At 57.9% G+C, this 20,089-nt stretch carries 17 protein-coding genes; 12 read left to right on the forward strand and 5 right to left on the reverse strand.

Annotated features, from left to right (window positions below):
- Positions 1-18: 18 nt before the first annotated feature.
- The gene (gene ispF, locus HNQ64_RS03370; RefSeq protein WP_343075873.1) at positions 19-498 is read left to right on the forward strand and encodes a 2-C-methyl-D-erythritol 2,4-cyclodiphosphate synthase; all 480 of its coding nucleotides are present in this window, start codon (positions 19-21) and stop codon (positions 496-498) included.
- A 278-nt stretch (positions 499-776) separates the two neighbouring features.
- On the opposite strand, the gene HNQ64_RS03375 is transcribed toward ispF, so the two are convergent.
- The 4 genes from HNQ64_RS03375 to HNQ64_RS03390 all read right to left on the reverse strand — a co-directional run bounded on the left by HNQ64_RS03375 (position 777) and on the right by HNQ64_RS03390 (position 5,655).
- Positions 777-4,001: a DUF1592 domain-containing protein gene (locus HNQ64_RS03375; protein WP_184205360.1), complete on the reverse strand. Its 3,225-nt coding sequence runs from the start codon at positions 3,999-4,001 to the stop codon at positions 777-779.
- Positions 4,002-4,146: 145 nt separating this feature from the next.
- Complete coding sequence (locus tag HNQ64_RS03380) at positions 4,147-4,554, reverse strand: PIN domain-containing protein (protein ID WP_184205362.1); 408 nt, start codon at positions 4,552-4,554, stop codon at positions 4,147-4,149.
- Between the two features lie 8 nt (positions 4,555-4,562).
- Positions 4,563-4,796 carry a hypothetical protein gene (locus HNQ64_RS03385; protein WP_184205364.1) on the reverse strand — a complete coding sequence of 78 codons (234 nt, stop codon included), beginning with the start codon at positions 4,794-4,796 and terminating at the stop codon, positions 4,563-4,565.
- Positions 4,797-4,854: 58 nt separating this feature from the next.
- Complete coding sequence (locus HNQ64_RS03390; RefSeq protein WP_184205366.1) at positions 4,855-5,655, reverse strand: 3-keto-disaccharide hydrolase; 801 nt, start codon at positions 5,653-5,655, stop codon at positions 4,855-4,857.
- 127 nt (positions 5,656-5,782) lie between these two features.
- Here HNQ64_RS03390 and HNQ64_RS03395 point away from each other — a divergent pair, with 127 nt between their 5' ends.
- Positions 5,783-6,442, forward strand: a complete 660-nt coding sequence (locus HNQ64_RS03395; RefSeq protein ID WP_184205368.1) for a hypothetical protein — start codon at positions 5,783-5,785, stop codon at positions 6,440-6,442.
- Between the two features lie 51 nt (positions 6,443-6,493).
- Here the strand turns inward: HNQ64_RS03395 and HNQ64_RS03400 are convergent, their stop codons facing one another.
- The gene (locus HNQ64_RS03400) at positions 6,494-6,727 is read right to left on the reverse strand and encodes a type II toxin-antitoxin system ParD family antitoxin (protein ID WP_184205370.1); all 234 of its coding nucleotides are present in this window, start codon (positions 6,725-6,727) and stop codon (positions 6,494-6,496) included.
- Positions 6,728-6,810: 83 nt separating this feature from the next.
- Here HNQ64_RS03400 and HNQ64_RS03405 point away from each other — a divergent pair, with 83 nt between their 5' ends.
- The 10 genes from HNQ64_RS03405 (at position 6,811) to groL (ending at position 19,943) form a co-directional block, all read left to right on the forward strand.
- The gene (locus HNQ64_RS03405; RefSeq protein ID WP_184205372.1) at positions 6,811-7,332 is read left to right on the forward strand and encodes a hypothetical protein; all 522 of its coding nucleotides are present in this window, start codon (positions 6,811-6,813) and stop codon (positions 7,330-7,332) included.
- A 68-nt stretch (positions 7,333-7,400) separates the two neighbouring features.
- The gene (gene araD, locus HNQ64_RS03410) at positions 7,401-9,134 is read left to right on the forward strand and encodes an L-arabinonate dehydratase (protein ID WP_184206138.1); all 1,734 of its coding nucleotides are present in this window, start codon (positions 7,401-7,403) and stop codon (positions 9,132-9,134) included.
- An 84-nt stretch (positions 9,135-9,218) separates the two neighbouring features.
- Complete coding sequence (locus HNQ64_RS03415; protein WP_184205374.1) at positions 9,219-10,733, forward strand: hypothetical protein; 1,515 nt, start codon at positions 9,219-9,221, stop codon at positions 10,731-10,733.
- Complete coding sequence (locus HNQ64_RS03420) at positions 10,730-11,005, forward strand: acylphosphatase (protein WP_184205376.1); 276 nt, start codon at positions 10,730-10,732, stop codon at positions 11,003-11,005. The genes HNQ64_RS03415 and HNQ64_RS03420 overlap by 4 nt, the downstream gene beginning before the upstream one ends.
- A 111-nt stretch (positions 11,006-11,116) precedes the next feature.
- On the forward strand, positions 11,117-11,683 hold the full coding sequence (locus HNQ64_RS03425; protein WP_184205378.1) for a hypothetical protein: 567 nt from the start codon (positions 11,117-11,119) through the stop codon (positions 11,681-11,683).
- A gap of 13 nt (positions 11,684-11,696) precedes the next feature.
- Positions 11,697-14,498, forward strand: coding sequence for a hypothetical protein (locus HNQ64_RS03430; protein ID WP_184205380.1), 2,802 nt, complete (start codon positions 11,697-11,699; stop codon positions 14,496-14,498).
- A gap of 641 nt (positions 14,499-15,139) precedes the next feature.
- Positions 15,140-17,092, forward strand: a complete 1,953-nt coding sequence (gene dnaK, locus HNQ64_RS03435) for a molecular chaperone DnaK (protein ID WP_184205385.1) — start codon at positions 15,140-15,142, stop codon at positions 17,090-17,092.
- A 29-nt stretch (positions 17,093-17,121) separates the two neighbouring features.
- Complete coding sequence (locus tag HNQ64_RS03440; RefSeq protein ID WP_221305316.1) at positions 17,122-17,808, forward strand: hypothetical protein; 687 nt, start codon at positions 17,122-17,124, stop codon at positions 17,806-17,808.
- A 141-nt stretch (positions 17,809-17,949) separates the two neighbouring features.
- A complete protein-coding gene (locus HNQ64_RS03445) occupies positions 17,950-18,246 on the forward strand; it encodes a co-chaperone GroES (RefSeq protein WP_133795214.1) in 297 nt (98 codons plus the stop codon).
- A gap of 74 nt (positions 18,247-18,320) precedes the next feature.
- Positions 18,321-19,943 (forward strand): chaperonin GroEL, encoded by a 1,623-nt coding sequence (groL, locus tag HNQ64_RS03450; RefSeq protein WP_184205387.1) that lies wholly within the window; start codon positions 18,321-18,323, stop codon positions 19,941-19,943.
- Positions 19,944-20,089: the final 146 nt, after the last annotated feature.

A 20,089-nucleotide genomic window follows, 5' to 3' on the forward strand; every position in this document is an offset into this window, starting at 1 on the left:
GGAAACCCGGCCTAAGGCATGGGCATGAACCGAGTCGGCATTGGCTATGATGTGCACCCCTTTGAAGAAGGACGCCCCCTGATCCTGGGAGGCATCGAAATCCCCCATATCCGTGGCCTGAAAGGTCACTCTGATGCAGATGTGCTATGCCACGCCATTGCCGATGCCATCCTTGGTTCGTTAGGCCTGCCGGACATCGGTTTCTACTTTCCACCGACGGATGCCAGCATCGAAGGCATCTGCAGCCTGCGCATTCTGGAAAAGTGCGCGGAGCTAGCGCAGGAAAAAGGCTACGTCATCACCAACGTGGACTCCACCCTCATCGCCGAAGCTCCGAAGGTGATGAAACATGCGGCGGCCATGAAGGATAAAATCGCCGAGGCGCTGCGCATCCAACCAGATCAGGTCGGCATCAAAGCCACCACCAATGAGCGCATGGGTTTTGTCGGTCGTGAAGAAGGCATGGCCGCCATGGCCGTGGCCTGTGTGGAGAAGTAAGTGGTGGGATAGCGGACGAACTTGGCTGCTAACCGCTCTGCGGCTTAAGGGCCACTCAGACCTTCCCCAGAAAGCCGGATAGTTTGGCGATGAGCTTTCCACAAGAACGGAGTGCCTACGCGCCAAACACATCCGGCCTACGTTTGACCGCTGGTTCGTAGGCCGGATGTGTTCGGCTCGAAAGGATTTCGCACAAATCTTCGACCTTCTTCGCCGAACTATCCGGCCGGTTTCTGAATGTTCGAAGTGCATTCAATTCCCGCTTCGGAGTCCTTGCTCTAAAGCCGCTTGCTGGTAAACTGACGGCTCTGCACCACGGCGAGCACGGCAGCGGAGAAGTGACCTTCGTTGGTAGCCAGGTCGGTTTTGATCTTCTGCATCAGCAGCTTGTCCGTGGGCAACACTTGGCGACCTAAAGCGAAGCCGATGAGCTTGCGCGAAAAGTGGTGAGTGAGCTGGTCATCCTGGGTTTTCAGATATTCGCGCAACCCTTCAAAGCCAACAAATTTGGCTCCGCCTTTGACCTGTCCCGAGGTGTCCAGGGGCAGTCCACTTTCGTCCTTTTCCCGATAACGCCCGATGGCATCGAAGCCTTCCAAAGCGAAGCCGAGAGGGTCAATGCGATCATGGCAACCGGAGCAGGATTTGGAGGCGCGGTGCTGCTCTAGCATTTCACGCACGGTGGCAGGTTTTTCGCCATGCTCCTTCAGCTCGGGAACATCCGCCGGCGGAGGTGGCACGGGGGTGCCTAGCACGGCCTGCAGCAACCAATTTCCACGCAGCACTGGGCTGGTGCGGTGGCTGCGAGAGGTCTTGGTGAGCAGGCTGCCTTGGCCTAACAAACCACCGCGATGCTGGGCCGCGACGTTGACCTTTTTGAACTCTTCGCCCGTGACGCCTGGCACGCCATAATGTTTGGCGAGGCGTTCATTGAGGAAGGTGTAATCCGCCCCGATGATCTCCTGAACTGGCCGATCTTCGCGGATGAGGTTGGTGAAAAACAGAGTGGTTTCACGATCCAGATCACGACGCAGTTCGGGGGTGAACTGAGGGAACTTTTTGTCATCCACAGCGGCGTGTTTGTCGAAGCCTTTGAACTCCAGCCACTGGCCCGCAAATTCCTTGGCCATGGCTTCGGCCTTTGGATCCTTGAGCATGCGCTTCACCTGTGCGGCCAGCACTTCAGGCTTCAGCAGGCTGCCATCGGTGGCGGCTTTGCGCAGTTGCCAGTCGGGCTGAGACGACCAGAGGAAGTAGCTGAGGCGGGAGGCGAGTTCCCAGGCATTGAGGGTGACTTCAGTCGGGGCGGCGGTAGCAGGAGGGGATGCGCTTTGAGGAACGCTGGTGGTCTGGCCTTCGATGGGGCGGGCAGGAGTGCCCACGCTCCCCTCGGGAGTCTTATTCGGAGATGTTTTGGCAACGGCGGGACTCTTGGGAGCCTCGTTTTTGCGGGCAGGAGTGCCCGCATCACTTTCCGCTCCTGCCACGGTGCCGACTTCGGTTTTATACAAGAAGTTAGGCGAAACCAGAATGAGCGTGACGACTTCACGTGCAGCGGATTCGCGATCTAGATCTTTGGTTAGGCCGTCCTGATACAGCTTCGAAAGTTGCGAACGCTCTGCCTGGGTGGTGGGACGTCGCCAGGCCTGGCTGGCGAAACGATGTAGATGCTGGCGCATGAGATCGTCATACTGGACCTGCTGTTCTTTTTTCAGGGTGTCACGGGAAAGGAAGCTCCAGTCCAGACGCATCTGCTCCAGGCGCTTTTTCTCCACTTCAGGGATGATGGACTTGAGCTGCTCATCGCTGAAGTAATAGACGCCGGGGCCAGGTTTGTCGCTGTAGAGGTTGCGTGCCACTTCCTCCAGGCGGCGCTCCAGCATGTCTGGGAACACGGTCTTCATGCGGCCAAAGTCCGCCATGGTTTGACGATGGGCATCGGTGTTGCGTTTCCACACGGTCAACACGCCGGGAATGATCTCCTTGGTGTTTGGAGGTGTGCCCACAACGAGGTCCCACTGCACGGTGGCGAGATCCACCTCCGAGCTGCGCATGTCCAGACGGCCTGAGCCGAAGACTTCAGTGGTGCCTTCTGGAAGCGGCAGGGTGATGACCCGAGGGGCCTTGGCCGCGAGGACATTTTCACCGATGCCGTTTTTACCCAAAGGGTCTTTGCCAAAGTAGGATAGGGCTTTCTCAGCGGTGGCGATCCGCTGTTTCAGTTGCTCCAGCGTCAGTTCTTTGACGGCCGCTTTTCCCGCCTCGATGTCCTGCACCTGTTTGCGGAAAGCATTCCGTTCCTGGCGCATGTAGGCCGCGTATTCATAGTTCTTGCCCTGACGGCGAATGCTGAGGCCTGTGAAAGTGACGTAGTCACCGCCATTGCCATCGCCTGTATCTCCAAGCACGACGTGGAATTCCTTGTGCCCTTTGACCTGCACACGGCTGCCCCCATAGGTGCGAAGGCCATCCGCGTCCTGCTGGCGGCGCTGCACGCCCGTGCCGGGTTTATCGGGATTTTGGGGGTTATTCCAGGAGCGACGCTGATCCTGAATGGCCTGCAAAGAGGCGAGCACGGGAGCGGGTACTTCCTTGGGTTTGGCCGCATCTGGCGGGGGCAGATTGCGCCAAGGCAGCTTCGTGAGGTCGAGGAAACGAGACTGGATTTTGGTGTCGTTCAGCATCGTCCACCAGTTGTTCAGGAAAGGGACGGACAGCTTCGCTTCTTGGGCCAGTTGCTCCAGCGAGGTGGCTCCGGTGAGGTCCTTGTGCTTCCATTTCCAGCAGGCCAGCATGTAGTCGGCCTCACGCAGTTCACGGTCATAGGTGGGTAGGTGCGGGCCGGACATCTTTTGATACCAGACGTAGAGCGCCTGCTGGGCTTGCCCCTTGACCTGAGCATTGCCCCGCATGCCCACCCGTTGCGGGTGAAAGGTGACCCCCGTGCCGGGCAGGATGGTGGCGTGGTCCGCCAGCTTGCGTGCTGCGGCCAGATACTTGTCGAGTTGGGCCGGATTAACAAAAAGCGTGTCACCCGTGTTGGCGAAACCTTCGCCCCCGCCACCATCGGGCTGGAATTCTTTGGCGAGGCCGTAGTTCACACCCGTCAGGTCACGGATCGTGTAATCATACTCGGCATTGGTCAGGCGGCGCAGCGTCACCGCTCCGGGGTCTCCCGCATTCGCAGTAGCGACGGCATCCATCGCCCCAGTGGCCCAAGCGAGGAGCTGTTTTTTCTCTTCAGCGGAAAGCTGGGTCTCATCTTCCGGCGGCATTTCCCCCTTGGCCACCACGTCCTTCACCTTTTCCCAAAGCGCATATTCCTTCTCCACCGAAGGCTCTTTTTCCAAGCGCTCCAGGTCCACGCCACCCTTGGTCTTTTTGCCATTGTGGCAGTCGTAACAAGTCTCTGCCAGCATCGGCTGCACAGATTTCCACTCCGGTGCCGCATGAAGCGACGCCGCGAGAGACGTGAAGATGAAAAGGCGAACGGAAGGGGTCATCCGGTGAAGCATGGGCAGGGCCAGAGTTTGGGGGGAGAAAAGGATACGCCCCAGAGAGCGTACTTTTGCGATGAATGCCCGAGGTTTTGTGAATTGGGGGGGAGTTAGCGATGATGCAAGCCCATTCGAGAAGACCGCGTGGAGCTCACCACAACGGGGTGAAAAAACGAGTGAAGCCTTTTTTTCTCAAGCCTGTTTCCAAGACTCGGTCGCTAGTCCAAAACAGCGCATCCATATCCAAAGTAAGCGCCACATAGGCGGTATCGTTTTCATCCACGTCCCTGCATAGCCGCCATGATTCAGTCCAGCTTCCCAGTCGGATGCTGTCTTCATCAATGAATTCTATTCGCTCCAAGATGCTGTGAAGTAGCGACAGTAATTCGTGCTCAGGCAGTCCACTTGCAGAGACAATGCGTTCTTTATGCTTAAAGATCTCTACGAAAACGTACTTTGGGCAAAGAAAACGGGTGTTTGGCAATGAGGCGAAAGCGCGCCGTAAATGATGGTTTGCCGCGATCAATTCTGAGAAGATGCGATTGGCATCAATGACCACACAGGCACTCATCCGGCATCTACCTGCGCCAAAATTCTTTCGCGATTTCGAGACCACCAGGAGGAATCCACCTCCTGCGCCAGAGCTTCGGCGTCTTGTTGGGAAAACCGACTCTGCCGGGCGGTCCACTCCGCTTTGACGAAGGCAATAAAACTGGCCTCATCTGCATGTGGAAGTGCCTTCTCAGGGAATGAGAAAACGATGCGACCATCGGTGTGCAAAGTATCCAATGTTGCGGACATGGTCAGTAACTTAACCTCCGCTTTTTAAAATTCAACGCATGAGTTTGATTGAGCAACCCTACTTTTTCGCAGGCGCTGCCGGGCCGGTGCCCTGAGGATTTTTGGTGCCAGGGCGCTCGATCTTTTTTGCGCCGGCGGGCAGGGTGGTGGGATCAAAGGGGAGGACAGGGACCTGTTTAAGTACCTTGAGCCGCAGGTCTTTGATCTGGACGGTGTTGGCATTGCCGCGATGGAGTTGGATGGCCAGCAGGCCCTCCAGGGTGCGACCTTTGGCGTCGTGATCCACCAACTCCGAGGTGGTCTGGCAATTGACCTGATGAATGAGGTGATTGCCACGGGCAATGATGGTGTAGTCGTTCCACTGAGCGACATCCACTTTCACGGGCTCGTGCTCGTTGGTGAGCCAGCGCGTGCCTTCAGGATCAAGCAGCACGTTTTTGCCATTGAGGCCGAAGATGCCACGGCCCTTTTCCTCATAGGTCATGCCGGTGTGCTCAAGGGCCGGATGGATATCGAGCTGATAACCCGCGATGCCCCAGGGGCCAGCCTCCGGTAGCGGACGGCTGCGATACTGGATGCCAGAGTTGTTGTCCCCAATCACGCGCATCGTGGCCTTCAATTCAAAGTCCTTCACCTGCCCCCCGCGCCAGATGAGGAAGGTGTTGTTCACCGGACTGTCCGGGCCCGTACAGATGCCTGTCACAAGACCCTCTTCTACCTTCCAGAGTTTCGGATCGCCGTCCCAGCCGCTGAGGTCCTTGCCATTGAATAGCTCGACAAAACCCTCCGCGTCTTTGTCCTGAGCGAAGCCAGGAGTGATGAGGGCGATGGAAGTAATAACAAGAAGAATAGGTTTCATGATTTAAAGCCAGAGATAAAAAGAAGAGACTGTATATCGTGTGCTTTACGACAACGTGTTGCGATCAATTCTATGTCCAATAACCAGCCTTGGCATAGCACGTATCAGTCACTAATATACCCACAACATGATGAAAAAGGCTTTCCTCATAGCACTTCTCTGTATTTCCTCTTTCTGTGCCGGAGCCATGTACGTCAGCAAGCATGAAAAAGGAAATCGTGAGTTCGAAGAATCACGGCATCTTGCTTCGATTGCGCGACTTCGCCAAAATATTTATGGTCCCAACTTGTTTCATTGGAAATCTGAGTTGTCAGAAGCCAATCGAAAACTGTCAAAGTTTGATGCTTCAATCAGCAAAGGCTTTATGACCCTTTCATATCGTGGAGGGCTAGGAGCTTCTAACATCTCGCTTCGAGTGAGTGGGGATGGCTCTATCTATGTTTTAGAACCGGGCCAAGAAAATCGTTTGGTATGTCCACCAAATCCGCAACGAGGAGCCGATTTTTTCAAACGAGTCCTGAAGAGTGGCATTCTCAATTATTCGGATGCAGTGATCGACCTAAAGGTGGATTTGCTAACACCTCTGCGGCATGCTTCGGTTTCGGACTCGCCTCAAACCATTTTTGATATCGTCATTCCTGAACTGGATGTGGATTGCCACTTTGCAGTTTATGCCCCGGAAGTTAAGTCGCAAAACTATCCGGACATTATCGAATACAAATTGGCGCTAGAAATCGAAAAAACGATATTACAACTTGTTCCGCCAGATGACCCATTTTGGAATTAGCTTGGCCACATTTTTACTTATAGTGGCCACCAACCAGCCACGGCAAGTTAATCACAGGATCCCCGCAGCTTGACGGATGGCCTCAAGAACCGCCGGGCCGTAAGGTCGGTGTGGGGATCGCACCCCTTCCAAAAGGGCGGACTCCAGGGCTGGTGATTCATCGCATTCCTGACGTTCCAAAACTCGCAAAGCCGTTCTCACCACATCTGCTTCGTCGGCATAACGACCAGTATGCACCAAGTGCTGAACAAATGGGTCAAGTCCTGGGGGATGGGCGATTTCCATGCTTCAGTATTCTCTCACTCGAGGAGAATGGAATACATCAATGAATTTGCCTTTTTCATCAGCGCCAATATACAGGTCAAAGAATGAAGACCCTACTGCTCTTTTTGATGCTGGCTGTGAATTGTAGCTTCGCAGTAGAACCGCTGATTGTCCTGACTCCCAAAAGCGAGGAAGCCGAGGAGTATGATTATGGCGAGCAACTCATTGAGAAGTTCAATTTGCTGTTGGAGAAAGACTCGCTTTTGAAAGAGCAGTTTGAGGAACTGGAGAGTGCACCCAAGGAACGAGCTGGTGGCAGATACGGGGGATTCAGCCAATCCTCATTTATTTTACATCGCTCTGAAGATTTTGATTTTGGCAGACAAGGAAGCTTTAGCAACTATCGCCAAACCGTCGTCATCCATTACGCATTTGATGAAGGGGGACGTAAAAGTATGATGTCCACGACCGGCGTTTTTGCCATCTTCCATCTCACTGGGAAAAAGATGTATAACTATTCTGAAAAGAAAGAGGAGTGGGAAATTTTAACCCATGAAGTGAGCGCTAAATTTAAGGAGTTTAGCAAAACCTTAAATGCCGATGAAAAACCCGGGGAGGATAAATAAATCTCGATCCTTAACTCTGAATTCTGGCATTTTTCGTGGTCCGGCCCATCATCGGCTTTCACACCCACATGACCACCACCCGCAAGACCCCTGAACAACTGCGCTCCTGGCGCTGGTATGGCCGCGATGAACTCCGTTCCTTTGGGCATCGCTCGCGGGCGAAGCAGTCGGGCTGGGGCGCGGAAGACTATGTGGGCAAGCCGATCATCGGCATCCTCAACACGTGGTCGGAACAAAACTCCTGCCACATGCACCTGAAGCTGACGGCGGATGGCGTGCGCCGGGGCATTTTGCAGGCGGGCGGGCACCCCATGGAGATCCCGGTGCTTTCGGCAGGCGAGATGCTGACAAAACCGACGGCGATGTTTCACCGCAATCTGCTAGCCATGGAGGCCGAGGAAGTGCTGCGTGGCAATCCCCTGGATGGGGCAGTGCTGCTGGGCGGCTGTGACAAGTCCACGCCAGGCCTTTTGATGGGCGCTTTTAGCATGGACATCCCGGTCATCTACATGCCCTGCGGGCCGATGATCAAAGGCAACTGGCGCGGTGAAACGCTGGGTTCCGGCAGCGATGTGTGGAAATACTGGGATGAAAAACGTGCGGGCAATCTGAGCTGGGAACAGTGGTGCGAGATCGAAGACGGCATCGCCCGCAGCCCGGGCCACTGCATGACGATGGGCACGGCCTCCACCATGACGGCCCTGGCGGAAACGCTAGGCCTTGTGATCCCTGGGGCCTCCTCCGTACCAGCCGTGGATGCCGCGCATGTGCGCATGGCCGCTGCCGCAGGTCGGCAGATCGTGGAGAATGCCTGGAATGACCTGAAGCCTTCGAAGATCGTCACGGAGCGTTCCTTTGAAAACGCCATCGCCGTGGATATGGCGCTGGGTGGCAGCACGAACGCCATCGTTCACTTGGTGGCCATGGCAGGCCGCCTGGGCATTAAGCTGCCATTGGAGAAGTTTGACGAAATCAGCCGTCGCATCCCCCTGCTGGCCAACATGCGCCCGGCGGGCAAGTACCTGATGGATGAGTTTTACGTGGCCGGGGGCCTGCGTGCGCTGCTGAATGGCATGCGTGATCTTCTGCACACGGATGTGCTGACCATCACTGGCAAGACCCTGGGCGAAAATGTAGAGGGCTGCGAAATCTACCAGCCCGATGTCATTCGCACGCCCGAAAACCCGATCCAACCCGATGGCGGCACCGCCATCCTACGCGGCAATCTCTGCCCGGACGGGGCGGTGATCAAACACGCCGCTGCAACTCCCGAGCTCTGCCAGCACACAGGGCCAGCGCTGGTTTTTGATAGCTACCCGGACATGAAGGCCCAGATTGATAACTTGGACCTAGACGTGACGAAGGACACCGTGCTCATCCTGCGCAATGCCGGCCCTGTGGGTGCCCCAGGAATGCCGGAGTGGGGACAATTGCCCATCCCAAAGAAACTCATTCTTCAGGGCATTCGCGACATGGTGCGCCTGTCTGACTGCCGCATGAGCGGCACCAGCTACGGTGCCTGTGCCTTGCACATCGCACCGGAAAGTGCCGTGGGCGGACCGCTGGCCTTGGTGAAAAATGGCGACCTCATCGAGCTGGATGTGCCTAACCGGAAGTTGCACCTGCATGTGAGTGATGAGGAACTGGCCAAACGCAAGGCCGAGTGGAAACCCGCCCCGCCACGTTACCAGCGCGGGTTTGCCAAGCTCTTTGTAAACCACGTCACGCAGGCCAATGAAGGGGCGGATTTCGACTTCCTCCAGCATCATCCTGAAGGTGTGCCTGAGCCGGAAATTTACTGAGTTCCTGAAACGTCTGACATCACCCCAGCTCAGATTTCCGTTAATCCGGTTTTCAGACGGCTGCGTCTGCCTATCCTTGCCCTCATGCTGAAAGCCTCCCCCGCTGCTCTCCTGCTGGTCCTCATTGGTTTGGGGGCAGGCGTCAGCGTGTTCCTTTCACAAAAGCCTGCGCCAAAGCCAGCCCCCGTCGCTGTGACTCCGTCGCGGAAAGATCCCCTGGAACTGCCCAAGGCGCAGCCTAGCGAGAGCCCGGAAGAACAGGAAGATCTACGGGCGCAGATCAAGCTTCTGGAAGGTCAGGTGGAGTACCTTCAAGGGCAGGTCGGCACGCTGCAGGAGGAAAACACGCAGCTCCTGCAAAAGCTGGGCACACTGGGCATGAAAGGCGTGCCCAAGATGGAGCCCGTGGTGGTGGATGAAGACCCACCAGACTATGTGGGCATGGGGATCGAACTGATGAAATTTCGCAAGCTCCAGGCCCTGCCCATCCCGACCACGGGCGTCACCCAGCCGGAGGTGGAGCGCGCCATTCTGACCTGGCTGCGGCAGCAACAGCCCGATGATGAAGGCCCCCGTTTTGGATTGGCTCTCACCGCCCTGGGCTGGATTGATAAACCTGTGGACCCCCTGCCCCTACGCGCGGCCCTGTGGGCCCGGCAACTGGGTGGCTGGTATGATGAAGAAAGCGGCACGCTGCTGGTGACGGAGGAAAATCCCATCCCCGGCAAACCCGCCCCAGATCGCCCCATGGCGATCGCCTTTGGGCAGCTCCTTCGGCAATACGGCAGCACCCTGTTTCCGAAAGAGCGCACTGAACCCTTGACCACGGATGAGCGGCTGGCGCGTGAATCTCTGTTGGCGGGTGATGCAGGTTTGACACGCTTTTTGTTCAGCCTGCAGAATCCCGAGGCTGCGCCGAAAAGTGACCTGCCTGCAGAAGACCCAGACCACCCGCTCAATGAGGTGCCCATGCCGGTGTTCCTGAAAGAACTGGCACTTTTCCCCTTTCGTCCCGGGTTTGAATTCGCCCAAACGCTGCACAGCGCTGGGGAGTTCGGTCAGCTAAATGCGGCCTACTCCCGCCCACCCCGCGATTGTGCGGAGATCATTGAAGCTGAGAGATATCTGGATAACTCCGCACTGCCATCCACGCGCCCGCAGTTTGCCAGCACTCGTGTGGCGGAGAGCACACCTTATTGGGACGATAGCCTGGGCCGTTTTGCCATTTTCAATGCGCTGCGTACTTACAACAGCGATGAAGATGCCGGGCAAGCTGCGCGCGGGTGGCAGTCGGATCGTTTGTTAGCCTACGCAGCCCCAGATCATCCGCGCGATCATGCCGCCTGGCAGACGCAGTGGCTCACCCCGGCACAGGCGGGGGCTTTTTTCAAAGCCATGCGCAACTGCCTGCTGCAACGTTACGATGTAGAACCTACGCAGGATTCTGCCGAGGAAATGGCCCTCACCGCTGGCGGGCGCTCCATCCTGCTTCTGCGCAATCGCCAGGGGCAGGGTGTCCTGCTGGTGGATGCCGCGACGGCGGAGTTTGCCAAGGCCTTGCGAAGCACGCTGGATGCCGTATCCAAGACAGCTCCATGATTGCCAAGCAAGTCATCTACACCGGTCGCGTCCAGGGCGTGGGCTTTCGTTACTCTACCAAACAAATCGCGGCGGGGTATGAAGTCACAGGCACAGTCAAAAATCTGCCCGATGGTCGGGTGCAGTTGCAGGCCATGTCGCAAGATGCCGAGGAATTGGAGGCCTTTCTCGCGGCCATTGATGAGAGCAACTTGGGCTCGCTGATCAAGGAACGTGAAGTGTCCGTGATTCCCGCCCTGCTCGGCCAGCGGAGTTTCAGCATCGAGCGTTGAAGCGCCGGGAAGGGCGAGCGACAAGATGGTGCGGTCTCCAGAATTGCTACCGAAGCTGGCGGATTCCGCGCTTGCTCTCTGGCGGGGTTCTGATGCATCATCCACGTTCCTGTGAAATTCCTTTTCCATCTTTTGCTGCTCATCGGCCTGAGCGCCCTGACCGGTGCGGCCTGGGTGGCACACCGGCCTACCGCCATCGCGCCGGTGGAGCCCCCCAAGCCCGGCGCACGCCAGCGGGAACTGGTGGATGATCTGAAGCAGGCCGCCATCAAACGCTCTGCTGTCTTTGAGGTCAGCGAGGCGGAGCTGAATCGCCACCTGGCCAAAACTCTGAAGGGCACCCTGCCGCAGCCCGCTGGAGAATGGGCCACCTTTGAGCGCCTGGCCCTGGAACTGGAGCCTGAGATCGCCCATGCCACCCTAGTCTGGAAGGTGCGCAATCACCTCAGCACCGCCACGGTGGATTTCCGCATCGCGCGACAGGAGAAAGCTTTTCGCGTGGAGGTGGTGGGTGGCCGCTACGGTCACCTGGAAGTGCCCCACGGTCTCTTGCGTCCTCTGGCTCCTGCTTTGGAGAAACTGGCCGCCACTCTCCAGGAAGAAATTCAGGCCTTGTTCCAGATGAATCAGATCCAGCTCGCCCAGGACAAGCTCGTGCTCGACCCCCGTTTCCCGTAACCTTTTTGCCCGCATGTCACGCGCTGCTGCCCTCGTCTCTTTTGTTTCTGCCTCCCTGCTCCTCAGTCTGGGTCTGCCTGTGACTGCCCAGGAAGCGGCGCCCCCCGTCCCCGCTGCACCTCCGGTGTCTCCCCCACCCGCGCCCGGCAGCGCCCCGGTTATCCCCGTGGCCCCTCCCCTACCGGGCCAGCTCCAGGCCGCGCCTGCGATGCCGCCACCCGCCCCAGGGGCCCTGCCGCCCGCAGTGGGCCAGGAAGAGGCCACCTCTCCTGCCCCCACAGGACTTTCCGGGCTCCCACCGCCGACCTTTAACAGCGCCCCCAGCGTGCCGCTGACCAAGCCAAAGGCACGATCCTCCACCAGCACCAGCGGCCAGTTCATCGTCCACGGAGATGACCTCACACTGCGCAGCGCCCTTTCCGGCAAATGCGAGGACATCGCCACCGAGCTACGCAACCTTTTGCATGACAAGCAGCCCTGGGCTCTGCCCATCGTGGTCCTGCTGAACTCAGGGGAAACAGCCCGCAAAGCGGAAAAAACGGCCTCCACTGTCATCTCGCAGCTCACCCACGGTGGCTTTCACATCCAGGTGAATGTGAACATGCGGCCAGACCTGCGCCCCACCGACCTGCGCAAGGAGGTCATCCGTGCGCTCCTGGCTGAGCGCATCCTGCGTGACCGCAAGGAGATCACGACGCAGCGCAAGCTACTTCTACCGGACTGGCTTTTCCAAGGTGTCTTAGAAGCGCTGGACTACCGCCAGCGTGCCCGCCCCAGCGCCCTGTTTGCTGCCATTTTCAAAAGCGGTAAAATCTTTGGCATCGAAGAAATCATCGAAGCCTCCGCTGCGGACATTGACGACGCGCTTTCCAAAACCATCTACCAGACCTCCTGCTGCGCGCTCGTCCTGGCCCTGCTAGATCAGCCTGACAGCGGCCTGCGAGTGGTCAAATTCCTCAATGCCCTGGCCAGTGACCCCCGCAGCGAGCGCGAGCTGCTAAACCAGTGGTTCCCCAACTTCGCCAGTAGCGAAGCAAGCCTGAATAAATGGTGGGCGCTGCAGCTTGCCACCCTGGCCAGTCCCGGCATGGCCGAACCCCTCAGTCCGCAGGATACCCTCATCGCCCTGGAAGAAGCCCTCACCTTCCGCTATCAGGCCAAACCGAGCGAGATCCCGACCTCATCCCGCCGGGTCGTGGCCGCCGTCAAACCAAGCGCTCCCAAAAGCCTGGAGACCGAAAAGCCTGCCACCAAAACCGCCGAGCCCACACCTGCCGAAACCAAAGTCGAAACTGAAATCGCCACAATCAACGAGGAGCCCCAGGAAAAACGCGGTTTCATGAGCCGCCTGAATCCCTTCTCGCGCCGCAAGAGCAGCGATGACGAGATCGCCGCAGCGATTGAAGAAGCCGCGCGAGTCGAGGCTGAAAGCTCCGGTGCAATGCCCGAAGCCCCGGAACCACCTGCGGGAGCGGCAGAATCAGCCCTGCCTGAAGCCCCAGCACCCGCCCCGACCACTAGCGGCACGCGCCGCAAACCGCTGCTGGACCGCTGGTTTGACGAGGATAAACCCAAGGCAGACAAGCCCGTGGAAGAACCACCCCTGGAGGAAGCCAAGGTTACCACGCCCGCCCCCCCCAAGTCAGCGACTCCCGCCCCCACAGCCACGGTAGAAAAACCGAAGGGCGAACCTGAAGCGAAGTCCGAAGCCGAAGGGGACAAAAAACCCTCCACGCTCAACCCACTGAACTGGTTCCGGGGGGGTAAAAAGGAGAAGGAGGCCAAGCCTGAAGAGCCTTCGGAAGCCCCAGCCCCAGCTCCGGAAAAAGAAACGAAGGAGAAGAAAACAGTCCTTTCCCAAAGCGCAGATCCCCTCATCGCCCAACTTCGGAGCGGCCGCCCCATCTTCGCTCTGGCCATGCAGGAAGTGGCCGTAGAAGCCCCCGAAGAGGAGGCCCCCGCCGCAGAGAAAAAGCGTCTGTTTGGGCTATTCGGAAAAAAGAAGCCTAAAGACGACCCCGCCGAGCCAGAAGCCCCCAAAACGCAGGAGGAGGCCCCAAAGCCCACCAAAGAAACCAAGAAAGCCAAGGAAGCCCCCCCCGCTGCCGAAGCCCCAAAAGAAGAGCCTGCCAAAAAGGAGTCTCCCGAGCCGAAGGTGGATGAGGCGATGCCCGACGCAGCGGCTGAACTGGAAAGCCCCAAAACCAAACGTCAGCCCGTGCGGTTGCGCCTCTTTGGCTCTGAAAAGAAGGAAGAAAAAGCCCCTGAACCTGAGGCGGAAGCCCAGGAAGAGATGCCCGCAGACACACCCCCTGCCCCAGAGCCCAAACCCACCGCTCCCTCTAAACCCAAAGAACCCGCCGCAGCAAAACCCAAGTCGTCCAAAGATGAAGCACTGGTGACGGCCTCCATCCCCATCGAGGACTACGCAGCCATTCTCAAACGCAAGGACTTGGGCAAGATCATGGAGCGCAATGTCAATGCCCTGGCCGCTCTGCAAAATCGCGCTTCCGTCCTCTACCGTCCCCTTGTGACGGAGTATGTGTCGGCCATGGAAGACATCCTCAAAGGCAAGACCAAGGGACTGGATGCCCGCCTGCGCGATCTTCGTGCCCGGACCCAAGAAGCCACGAAGAAAACCGATGCGGTGCGCGACCTTTTGGACCTCCACGAAGCCAATGGCGCTCCCGCCATGTCCGGTTTGTTTGAGGATTACCTCAAGTTACCAGAAACCATTCAAAACGAGCTCCCCCAGCGCACCGATGCCATTTCCAAGTATCTGGACGCCCTGGACAAAGAATTCTCGAAGGAGTGAGGGGCGGTGGAGGGCTCTTGTCTAAAGGGCACCCTTTTGCGAACGTGGTCTTTCCGTGTTGCGACCACCCCCTCACCTTAGCCTCATCCCCCAATTCGGGGGAGAGGGAACGCGTTTTTGGAAACTCTGGATGAAAGAGCGAACGGAGGGCGGCTTCAGAGCAAATGTTGGCCGGTTGGTCTTCAGCAAACGAAGGCCAAAACACATCCCCCCTCTCCCCGTTTGTGGGGAGCAGGGCCCGGGGTGAGGGGCTGTGGGGTGGTCTTGGGGTGAAAGACAGAGGTCTCGCTTTTGGCTAATGTGCACCCCTTCTCGAACGAAGTTCCTCGTGCTGCCCCCACACGGTACCTCGCTGGATCAATACCCCCGTTTTTTAGCAGGCATCGGCATCACGCAGCGTTCTCGGGCATCCAAAGTGCCACATGCGCCACACTAAAGTGCCAAGTGCCAGCGCAGTTGTGCCATAAATGGCACTTTTAGCCCACACAGAACATCTGCCGTGCATTAGCCCAATTTCCTTAATCCAATGATAATCAACGGTTTACACTTTATCAAACCAAGCTGGCACGTCTCTAGCCAAGTAGAAACCAGTAATACCAACCTGTTTTCCCAAGTTTCAATCTTTCTCCTAACCATACATCATGAGCAAAATCCTCGGCATTGACCTCGGCACCACCAACTCTTGCATGGCCGTCCTCGACGGTGGCAAGGCCACGGTGCTGGAAAACTCTGAAGGCGCACGCACCACGCCTTCCGTCGTCGCTTTCACCAAGAGCGGCGAACGTGTCGTCGGTCAGGCTGCCAAGCGCCAGGCCGTGACGAACCCCCGCAACACCGTTTTCTCCGTGAAGCGCCTCATGGGCCGCAAGTTCGCTGAACTCACTGAGGCCGACAAGCGCATGCCTTACAAGATAGTGGCCGCCGCCAATGGCGATGCCCACGTGCAGGTGGAAGTGGGTGGCGAAACCAAAACCTACTCCCCCCAGGAAGTCAGCGCCATGATCCTGGCCAAGCTGAAGGCTGATGCTGAAGCCAAACTCGGCGAAGCCATCACGGAAGCCGTGATCACCGTCCCTGCTTACTTCAATGACAGCCAGCGTAACGCCACCAAGGCCGCAGGCGAAATCGCCGGCCTGAACGTCCGCCGCATCATCAATGAGCCGACCGCTGCCGCCCTCGCTTACGGCCTGGACAGCAAGTCCGACGAAAAAGTCGCCGTGTATGACCTGGGCGGTGGTACCTTCGACATCTCCGTGCTGGAAATCGGCGACGGCGTCTTCGAAGTGCTGGCCACCGATGGCGACACCCACCTGGGCGGTGACGACTGGGACAACACTCTGATCACCTGGATCGTCAACGAATTCAAAACCGACAGCGGCATTGACCTCAGCGGCCAGCCTGACGCGCTTCAGCGCATCAAGGAAGAAGCTGAAAAGGCCAAGATCGCCCTTAGCTCCAGCCAGAGCTACGATCTGAACCTGCCCTTCATCACTGCCGACGCCACTGGGCCAAAGCACATCATGAAGACCCTCACCCGCGCCAAGATGGAGCAGCTCACAGACAACCTGTTCGAGCGCACCATCAAGCCCGTGAAAGAGTGCCTGGCTGCTGCCAAGCTGGACGCCAGTAAGATCGACGAACTCGTCCTCGTGGGCGGGATGACCCGCATGCCGAAAGTGGTGGAAACCGCCAAGAAATTGGCTGGCAAAGACCCTCACCAGGGCGTGAACCCAGACGAAGTGGTGGCCATCGGTGCTGCCATCCAGGGCGGCGTGCTGAAAGGCGACGTCAAGGACGTGCTCCTCCTCGATGTGACCCCGCTGACGCTCTCCATCGAGACCGCAGGCGGTGTGGCCACCCCGATGATCCCACGTAACACGACCATCCCGAAAAAGCACAGCCAGGTGTTCTCTACCTACGCTGACAACCAGCCGGGTGTGGAAATCGTCATCCTTCAGGGTGAGCGCCCGATGTCCCGCGACAACAAGACGCTGGGTACCTTCAAGCTCGACGGCATCCCGCCGCTGCCACGTGGCCAACCCCAGATCGAAGTCACCTTCGACATTGACGCCAACGGCATCCTTCACGTCTCCGCCAAGGAAAAAACCACGGGCAAGGAACAGCGCATCTCCATCCAGGGCAGCTCCGGCCTCAGCCAGGACGAGATCGAAAAAGCCAAACGCGATGCTGAAGAGCACGCCGAGGAAGACCTGAAGCGCAAAGAAGCCGTGGAAGTGAAGAACAAGGCGGAAGGCCTGACCTTCGAGATCGAGAAGACGCTGAAAGAATGGGAAGGCAAAGTCCCAGCCGACCAGCTCACCCCGATCACCGACAAGGTGGCCGCGCTGAAGTCTGCTGTCGAAGCCGGTGACACCGACAAGATGAAGGCCCAGACCGAAGAACTGGAAAAACTCTTCGCCGCTGCCTACCAGGCCGCTGCCCAGGCTGGTGCCACCGGTGCCCCTGGCGGTATGCCCGACATGGGCGGCATGGCCGGAGCCGCCGACGCAGGCGCCTCTGCCTCCGAACCTAAGTCCCAGGACAAAGGCAAGGTCGTGGACGCCGACTTCGAAGTCGTGGACAAAGATAAGTAATCGCCTTCCAAAAAAGCATGCGAAGCGTGATGACATCGCAACCGCAAGGTTGCCAGCACAGCGACTCCCCAAGAGGGTTGGCCCAACGCCAGCCCTCCCAGGAAAGCCCGACCGATCTCGCATCGGCACGCGCTGCTGTGGCTGTGGTAGGCATCGCGCTTCTCATTTCTTGTGGCAAAAAGGAAACTGCCCAAGCCCCGGTGCTGGCACCCACTCCTAAAGCAGCGGTGGTTTCCGATACCAAGATCGAGGCCGAGCTGTCGCAAGCCCTCGCTGAAGATCCCAAGAAAGCCGCAGCAGAAGAAAACGAGGCACTGGCCGATGAGGCTGAGTCCATCTTGGACAAGTACCCGAATAAACCTGCCGCAGATCTCCTGAATCTGCCCGAAGTGAATGAGAGCCTGAAAGTGGCCCTCACGAAACTCGGCCAGGACAAAGGTCTGCAAAACCAGATCAACTCCACCGTGGAGCTGGCCGCCAAGATGAAGGGGCTGGAAGGCACCCCCGGCTCTGTCGGTCTAGATCTCGACACCAAAAACTACAACCGCGACCAGAAGTCCCGCATGCTGCAGGCCGTCCTTTCGAAGGATCCCAAGCGCATTGTCAGCTTCCTGGTCGAGGAAATCGGCGAGGCTGCCCCTGAACTGAGTTACGGCGGCAAAGATCGCGCCAGCAATGGCATCGCCATCAAAGAAAACCAGCCTCCAGCGAAATAAATCCCGCTCCGCTCCGACTTCCTCTCCCCCCAACAATTTTCCGCCCGGCTGGCCGCCACACATCGCATGCGTGACTGCAAGCCGGGCAGATGAACAAACCAAACCAGAACAAGTAAACCGCTAGCAGAAAATAGACCAACTATGGCTACCGCAATCACCCCGCTTGGACGTCGCGTCCTCCTCAAGCGCTCCATCAGCGAAGAAAAAACCGCCGGTGGAATCTTCCTTCCAGACACCGCCAAAGAAAAGCCACAGGAAGCTGAAGTGCTCGCCCTTGGCACTGGCAAGGACGACGAAGGCAAAGACGTCAGCACACTCTTCACGGTGAAGGCTGGCGACAAGGTCCTCATCTCCAAATACGGCGGCACCGAAGTCAAAGTGAACGGCGAAGACCTCCTCATCGTCAACGAAACCGACATCCTGGGCATCATCGCCTAAGTCCACTGGGCGTGCTTCTGATGGCCGTCCCTGACTTACACATTCACAAACCACACCTCACACGCTAACTTACTATGGCAAAACAACTCCACTTCGACGAATCCGCACGTCAGGCCCTCCTGCGCGGCGTCACCAAACTGGCTCGTGCCGTCAAGGCTACCCTTGGCCCTGCAGGCCGTAACGTCATCCTTGAAAAGAAATTCGGTTCCCCAACGATCACCAAAGACGGTGTGACCGTGGCCAAGGAAATCGAGCTTCCTGATCCGTATGAAAACATGGGCGCCCAGCTCATCAAGGAAGTCTCCTCCAAGACCTCCGACATCGCTGGTGACGGCACCACGACCGCTACGGTCCTGGCTGAAGCCATCTACTCCGAAGGTCTCCGCAACGTGACCGCTGGTGCTAACCCAACCTCCCTTCAGCGCGGTATCCTTAAGGCGACCGAAGCCATCGTGGCCAAGCTGAAAGAAATCAGCACCCCCGTGAAGGACAGCAAGGAAGTGGCCCAGGTCGCGACCGTGTCTGCCAACTGGGACACCGCGATCGGCAACATCATCGCCGAAGCTATGGACAAAGTGGGCAAGGAAGGCACGATCACCGTCGAAGAAGCCAAGTCCATCGAAACCACCCTCGACGTTGTCGAAGGCATGCAGTTCGACAAAGGCTACCTGTCCCCTTACTTCGTCACGGACGCTGAGTCCATGGAAGCGAACCTTGAGTCCGCCTTCATCCTCATCCACGAGAAGAAGATCAGCAGCCTGAAAGACATGCTTCCTCTGCTTGAGAAAGTCGCTCGCTCCGGCAAGCCTCTCCTCATCATCGCTGAAGACGTGGAAGGCGAAGCCCTGGCGACTCTCGTCGTCAACAAGCTCCGTGGCACGCTCAACATCGTGGCCGTCAAAGCTCCTGGCTTCGGCGACCGCCGCAAGGCCATGCTGGAAGACATCGCCATCCTCACCGGTGGTCGCTGCATCACCGAAGACCTCGGCATCAAGCTTGAAAACATCGAGCTTTCTGACCTGGGCCAGGCTAAGCGCATCACGATCGGCAAAGAGTCCACCGTCATCGTCGAAGGTGAAGGCGGCAGCGAGGCCATCTCCGGCCGCGTCAGCCAGATCAAGCGCCAGATCGAAGAAACCACCAGCGATTACGACCGTGAGAAGCTCCAGGAGCGTCTTGCCAAGCTGGCCGGCGGTGTGGCCGTCATCAACGTCGGTGCTGCTACCGAAACCGAGATGAAGGAAAAGAAAGCCCGTGTGGAAGACGCCCTTCACGCCACCCGCGCTGCGGTGGAAGAAGGCATTGTTCCTGGCGGTGGTGTCGCACTCATCCGCGCTCAGGCCGCCATCGGCGACCTCGGCCTCACGGGTGACGAGAAGACCGGTGCTGAGATCGTGGCTCGCGCCATCGAGGCTCCTCTTCGTCAATTGGCAGCCAATGCTGGCGTCGAAGGCGCACTCATCGTCGCTGAAGTCAAGAAGGGCAAAGGCAACGAAGGTTACAACGTGGCCACAGGTGAATACACCGACCTTATCAAGGCGGGTGTCGTTGACCCAGCCAAGGTGACTCGTAGCGCTCTCCAGAACGCTGCCTCCATCTCCGGCCTGCTTCTGACCACAGAGTGCCTCATCGCCGACATTCCGAAGGAAGAGAAGGCCGATGGCGGCCACGCTCATGACCACGGCGGCATGATGTAATGGAATAAATGAGTTCTTTTTGAACTCATAAGGGGGGTGGCCTGTCTGTCATGGCAGGTCGCTCTTCAAAAACACTTTTTTGTCTTGAGAGATCTGTCCTCGCATACCGGGAGCTTGCGAAGACAGACCTTACGATAAAAAACCCA

The sequence above is a fragment of the Prosthecobacter dejongeii genome, assembly GCF_014203045.1.
Classification (GTDB): Bacteria; Verrucomicrobiota; Verrucomicrobiia; order Verrucomicrobiales; family Verrucomicrobiaceae; genus Prosthecobacter; species Prosthecobacter dejongeii.

Excerpts from the sequence above, each read along its gene's own strand:
- dnaK (WP_184205385.1), top strand. The coding sequence starts at position 15,140 with ATGAGCAAAATCCTCGGCATTGACCTCGGCACCACCAACTCTTGCATG.
- HNQ64_RS03385 (WP_184205364.1), bottom strand. The coding sequence starts at position 4,796 with ATGTCCGCAACATTGGATACTTTGCACACCGATGGTCGCATCGTTTTC.
- HNQ64_RS03375 (WP_184205360.1), bottom strand. The coding sequence starts at position 4,001 with ATGACCCCTTCCGTTCGCCTTTTCATCTTCACGTCTCTCGCGGCGTCG.
- ispF (WP_343075873.1), top strand. The coding sequence starts at position 19 with ATGGGCATGAACCGAGTCGGCATTGGCTATGATGTGCACCCCTTTGAA.
- HNQ64_RS03400 (WP_184205370.1), bottom strand. The coding sequence starts at position 6,727 with ATGGAAATCGCCCATCCCCCAGGACTTGACCCATTTGTTCAGCACTTG.
- HNQ64_RS03390 (WP_184205366.1), bottom strand. The coding sequence starts at position 5,655 with ATGAAACCTATTCTTCTTGTTATTACTTCCATCGCCCTCATCACTCCT.
- HNQ64_RS03420 (WP_184205376.1), top strand. The coding sequence starts at position 10,730 with ATGATTGCCAAGCAAGTCATCTACACCGGTCGCGTCCAGGGCGTGGGC.
- HNQ64_RS03430 (WP_184205380.1), top strand. The coding sequence starts at position 11,697 with ATGTCACGCGCTGCTGCCCTCGTCTCTTTTGTTTCTGCCTCCCTGCTC.
- HNQ64_RS03440 (WP_221305316.1), top strand. The coding sequence starts at position 17,122 with ATGACATCGCAACCGCAAGGTTGCCAGCACAGCGACTCCCCAAGAGGG.
- HNQ64_RS03405 (WP_184205372.1), top strand. The coding sequence starts at position 6,811 with ATGAAGACCCTACTGCTCTTTTTGATGCTGGCTGTGAATTGTAGCTTC.
- HNQ64_RS03445 (WP_133795214.1), top strand. The coding sequence starts at position 17,950 with ATGGCTACCGCAATCACCCCGCTTGGACGTCGCGTCCTCCTCAAGCGC.
- HNQ64_RS03395 (WP_184205368.1), top strand. The coding sequence starts at position 5,783 with ATGATGAAAAAGGCTTTCCTCATAGCACTTCTCTGTATTTCCTCTTTC.
- HNQ64_RS03415 (WP_184205374.1), top strand. The coding sequence starts at position 9,219 with ATGCTGAAAGCCTCCCCCGCTGCTCTCCTGCTGGTCCTCATTGGTTTG.
- araD (WP_184206138.1), top strand. The coding sequence starts at position 7,401 with ATGACCACCACCCGCAAGACCCCTGAACAACTGCGCTCCTGGCGCTGG.
- groL (WP_184205387.1), top strand. The coding sequence starts at position 18,321 with ATGGCAAAACAACTCCACTTCGACGAATCCGCACGTCAGGCCCTCCTG.